The organism is Mycobacterium sp. (genome assembly GCF_032162105.1).
Classification (GTDB): domain Bacteria; phylum Actinomycetota; class Actinomycetes; order Mycobacteriales; family Mycobacteriaceae; genus Mycobacterium.
Window position 1 is genome coordinate 1 of record NZ_JAVRPS010000718.1, and the last position, 4,695, is coordinate 4,695.

The window sequence follows — 4,695 nt, forward strand, 5'->3', positions numbered from 1 at the left end:
GCCAACCATTTCGGCCTCTGGCCCACCGTCATCTCCCGCATCGAACGCGGACTCCAACGCGACGACGAATTCGCAGAAACCTACAGAAACTGGCTCGAAGCGGCTTGACATAGATAGGAGCATCAAAACCAGGCGGTCCGCAACTCAGGACACTAGGACAGTCCCACCAGCCGAAGTCGCAGCGCTCCCGGCGCGGCCTGGGGGATGGCTCGGTTGCGGATCGCACCCTCCGTTGTCGACCGGCCGACCCGCGGGTTGAATGAACCCATGACCCCACCGGTGATCCAGCGTTGGATCGACATCATCGACAACCACCGTCCCGACGAGCTCGACGACCTGCTGGCCGACAACGTCGTGTTCTACTCGCCCGCGGTGTTCACCCCGCAGGAGGGGAAGGTCAAGACCGCGATGTACCTGCGGGCCGCTGAGAAGTTGTTCTCGGGCACGGACTTTCAGTATGTCGGTCAGTGGTTCGGCGAGCGGTCCGCCGTGCTGGAGTTCGCCGCGACGGTCGACGGCATCTCCGTCAACGGGGTGGACATGATCGACTGGAACGACGACGACCGCATCGTCTCGTTCAAGGTGATGGTGCGGCCGTTCAAGGGCCTGCAGGCGATCATGCCGAAGATGGCCGAGTTGCTGCAGCAGGCCTGATGCGCCTCCTGCTCATCGCCGACACCCACGTGCCCAGGCGGGCGCGTGACATGCCCGCCGTGGTGTGGGACGAGGTGGCGCGCGCCGACGTGGTGCTGCACGCAGGCGACTGGGTGGAACCGTCGCTGCTCGACGAACTCGAGGAGCGCGCGGAGCGGCTGGTCGGCTGCTGGGGCAACAACGACGGCGACGAGTTGCGCCGCCGGTTGCCCGAACGGGCCGACGTGATTCTGGGCGGGGTGCGGTTCACGGTCGTGCACGAGACCGGGGCCTCGGGCGGGCGCGACGCGCGGATGGCGCGGGTCTACCTCGATACCGACGTGCTGGTGTTCGGGCACAGCCACATCCCGTGGGACACCACCGCGGAAACCGGTCTTCGCCTGCTCAACCCGGGCTCACCGACCGACCGCAGGCGCCAGCCGTTCTGCACCTACATGACCGCGACGGTGTCCGATGCCGTGCTCTCCGACGTGACGCTGCATCGTGTCTGACCGCCCCGCCGTGGTCGCCGACGTGCACCGCATCGCCGCCGCGATGCCACACGTCACGCGCGTGGAGGGGCCGAAGGGCAACCCGGTCTACCAGGTCGGTGGCAAGTCCTTCGTGTTCTTCCGTACCCCGCAGCCCGACGCGCGGGATCCCGAGACCGGGGAGAAGTATCCGGACGTCGTGATGATCTGGGTCGAGTCCGAGCGAGACAAGCTGGCACTGGTGCAGGATCCCGGTTCGCCGTTCTTCACCACACCCCGCTTCGATGATCACCCGTCGGTCCTGGTGCGTGGCAGCCGACTCGGTGAGATCGACACGACCGAGCTCAGGGAGCTGATCCAGGATGCGTGGCTGTCACGGGCGTCGAAGCGTCGCGGCGAGCAGTGGCTGGCCAGCCGGACGCCATGACAACGGGTGTTTACCCATGGCGGCCGGCGGGTACCCTCGTCCGCGTGCTGCGCGCCGTGACGACGAGCCTCGCAGTTCTGGCTGCGTCCACCGCCCTCGGCTCATCGCCCACGGCCGGCGCCGCGCCCCCGGGATCGCAGTGCGGCGTCAATCTCACGGCGCCGCAGATCGGGCTGGCGGTGCGCTCCCTGCCTCCGCCGATCCGCGGCATCGACGCCCTATGGGACCCGAACGCATACGGCGGCAACTTCGACCCGTGCGCGACGCTCTCGACTGCCCTCGTCACGATCCAGGGCGCGACGGGCAGCTCACCCGACCACGCGCTGATCTTCCACAACGGCGAATACGTCGGGACCGCGACCCCGGTGCCGTATCCGTTCACGTCGCTGAACAAGGACGAAACCGCCGACGACACCGTCGTGCTCGATTACAAGGACGGCCGCAACGCGTGCACGGCTTGTCCCGGCCCGATCTACACCGTGCACTACCAGTGGCAGGGCGAGCGGGTCGAGATGCTCGATCCGCCGCCGAGTCCGGGAAGCTAGCTCACATCCACCTTCAGTGATCGGCCCGTGCGCGTGCGGTAGACGATCTCGAACACGAAGCTCAGCGCCAGGACCGCCAACAGGGTGATCCACGTGCTGGCAGGCCCGGTGTGGATGGTGTAGCCGAGCAGCAGCAGGAACAGCATGGCGTTCAGCACCACCGCCACCACTAGCAGCCACGGCTTCGCGCCAGTCTCGCGGTGCACCCGCAGATGCCCGAAACTCACCGTGCCATACACGATCAGGAACGCGAGGCTGGCCATCGAACCCACGGCAGACAGCGGGAAGAACAACACGAACAGCGCCGTCAACGCCGCGGCGACGAGCATGCCGACGGTGCCGCCACGCCACACGCCACGGGTGAAATCACTTGGCAGTTCACCTGATTTCGCGACCATGAAGGCCAGGTTGGCGTCCCCGTACATGGTGGCGTTGACTCCGGACGCAGTGGCCAGCAGCGCCGCGACGGCGATCACGACGAAGCCGACATGACCCATCGTTGCGAGCCCGGCCTCCGACAGCACGTGCCCCTGGTTCGCGTCCAGCGACGGCAGGCTCAGGGTCATCACGACGATCGTGCTGATCACGACGTAGACGATGACGACGATCGCCAGCGCCGAGAACATCGCGCGCGGCAACTCCTTGGCCGGATCTCGCATGTCGCCTGCGGAGTTGGTCACCACGCCGAAGCCCTCGTAGGTCACGTAGAGCAGACCCGCGGCGAACAGGACGCCGAGCCAGTGATGGTCGCCATTCTCGGCCAGCCGGCCGGGATCCGCCTTCATCAGACCGAATACCGCGAACACCGCCAGGATCGCCAATTCGATGGTGACGACGATCGATTCGGAACGCCCCACCAACTTGGAGCCCACCATGTTGATCAATACCACTACCACGATCAACCCGATGCCGATCAGCTTGCCCGACCAGGCGGGCGTCTCCCACGGCAACAGTGCCCGGGCGTAACCCGCGAAGCCGGCGCAGTACAGCGCCATCGCGATGATCCAGCCGAGGAACTGAAAGACGTTGAGGCCGCCCGCGATAACGCCGTCGCCGAAGCATTGGATGAGGAACTGCGCGGCGCCGCCACGGCTCGGATACTTCGCGCCGAGCTTTGCGTAGGAGTAGACGCTGAAGACCGTCACCACCCCGCCGACCAGGAATGCCACCGGCAGCCACACCCCGGCGGTCGTCGAAGCCAGGCCCAGCAGGGTGTAGAGCCCGGCGCCCATCATCCCGCCGACGCCGATCGCGGTCGCACTGGCGGTGGAAATCGAACCGGTGCCAGGCGTTGCACTCATGCGCACAGTCAACCATCAGGCCACCCGATTGACGTTCGGATGAATATCGTGTCGATCGGGTCCGTCGGTGTGGTCCGGATGGCAATGTCGGCGGCATGGATCAGAAACCGCCCACCCCCGTCATCGAAGCCGCGCACGCCGACCATCTGACGGGGCTGCCCTTCGACGACACCAGGGACTTCGCCGATGCCGACCGCGGCTTCATCGCGGCACTGGAGCCGTGCGTCGTCAAGGCCGCCGACGGAAGAGTGGTGTGGGACAACGACGTCTACGCGTTCCTGTCCGGAGAGGCGCCCACCTCCGTGCACCCCAGCCTGTGGCGGCAGTCCACCCTGGCCGCCAAACAGGGCCTCTACGAGGAGGTCGCAGGGATCGAACAGGACCGGGGCCGCGACCTGTCCAACATCAGCTTCATCGAGGGTGACACCGGCGTCATCGTCATCGACCCGTTGATCTCCACCGAGACCGCAGCGGCAGCGCTCGCGCTGTACCGCGCCCACCGGGGAAATCGAGCGGTGAGCGCGGTTGTTTACACCCACAGCCACGTCGACCACTTCGGCGGCGTGTTGGGCGTGACCAACCAGGCCGACGTCGATGCGGGCAAGGTCGTGGTGCTCGCGCCCGAGGGGTTCACCGAGCACGCCGTGCAGGAGAACGTGTATGCCGGGACGGCGATGACCCGGCGCGCGGGCTACATGTACGGCACCGTGCTGGCGCGAGGACCCCAGGGGCAGGTGGGCTGCGGTCTGGGCCAGAACACGTCCACCGGCGAGATCGCCCTGATCGTCCCGACGCTCGACATTCACGAGACCGGCGAGATCCACACCATCGACGGTGTCGATATCGAGTTTCAGATGGCGCCCGGCACCGAGGCTCCCGCCGAGATGCACTTCTACTTTCCCAAGTTCCGCGCGTTGTGCATGGCGGAGAACGCCACCCACAACCTGCACAACCTGTTGACCCTGCGCGGGGCGTTGGTGCGTGACCCGCACGGCTGGTCGGGCTACCTGACCGAGGCCATCGACACGTTCGCCGATCGAGCCGACGTGGTGTTCGCGTCGCACCATTGGCCGACCTGGGGTGAGGACCGGATCGTCGAATTCCTTTCCCTGCAACGGGACATGTACGCCTACCTGCACGACCAGACGTTGCGGCAGCTCAACCAGGGCCGCACCGGGATCGAGATCGCCGAGGACTTCCAGATGCCACCCGCGCTGCACCGGGCGTGGCACACCCACGGCTACTACGGGTCGGTCAACCACAACGTCAAGGCGGTCTACCAGCGCTACATGGGTTGG

6 protein-coding genes are annotated in these 4,695 nt (G+C 66.5%); 5 read left to right on the plus strand and 1 reads right to left on the minus strand.

The window, feature by feature from the left end:
* The first annotated feature begins 267 nt into the window (after positions 1–267).
* From QOC69_RS36330 to QOC69_RS36345, 4 genes are read left to right on the plus strand one after another with little or no spacing between them, the layout of a single operon-like run.
* Positions 268–654 carry a nuclear transport factor 2 family protein gene (locus QOC69_RS36330; RefSeq protein ID WP_526447725.1) on the plus strand — a complete coding sequence of 129 codons (387 nt, stop codon included), beginning with the start codon at positions 268–270 and terminating at the stop codon, positions 652–654.
* Complete coding sequence (locus QOC69_RS36335; protein ID WP_526447727.1) at positions 654–1,145, plus strand: metallophosphoesterase family protein; 492 nt, start codon at positions 654–656, stop codon at positions 1,143–1,145. Before QOC69_RS36330 ends, QOC69_RS36335 begins: the two co-directional genes overlap by 1 nt.
* Positions 1,138–1,551: an MmcQ/YjbR family DNA-binding protein gene (locus QOC69_RS36340; RefSeq protein WP_526447729.1), complete on the plus strand. Its 414-nt coding sequence runs from the start codon at positions 1,138–1,140 to the stop codon at positions 1,549–1,551. Before QOC69_RS36335 ends, QOC69_RS36340 begins: the two co-directional genes overlap by 8 nt.
* Positions 1,552–1,595: 44 nt before the next feature.
* Positions 1,596–2,096 carry an LppP/LprE family lipoprotein gene (locus tag QOC69_RS36345; protein WP_526447731.1) on the plus strand — a complete coding sequence of 167 codons (501 nt, stop codon included), beginning with the start codon at positions 1,596–1,598 and terminating at the stop codon, positions 2,094–2,096.
* Here QOC69_RS36345 and QOC69_RS36350 read toward each other — a convergent pair.
* Entirely contained in the window at positions 2,093–3,397 is a 1,305-nt protein-coding gene (locus tag QOC69_RS36350) for an amino acid permease (protein WP_526447733.1), read from the minus strand. The two genes, QOC69_RS36345 and QOC69_RS36350, sit on opposite strands and share 4 nt — an antisense overlap.
* Positions 3,398–3,492: 95 nt before the next feature.
* Here QOC69_RS36350 and QOC69_RS36355 point away from each other — a divergent pair.
* Positions 3,493–4,695: alkyl/aryl-sulfatase (locus QOC69_RS36355; RefSeq protein ID WP_526447735.1), on the plus strand; the 1,203-nt coding region annotated here is incomplete at its 3' end.

Coding starts and splice junctions, on each gene's coding strand:
- QOC69_RS36330 (WP_526447725.1), top strand. CDS start 268: ATGACCCCACCGGTGATCCAGCGTTGGATCGACATCATCGACAACCAC.
- QOC69_RS36335 (WP_526447727.1), top strand. CDS start 654: ATGCGCCTCCTGCTCATCGCCGACACCCACGTGCCCAGGCGGGCGCGT.
- QOC69_RS36350 (WP_526447733.1), bottom strand. CDS start 3,397: ATGAGTGCAACGCCTGGCACCGGTTCGATTTCCACCGCCAGTGCGACC.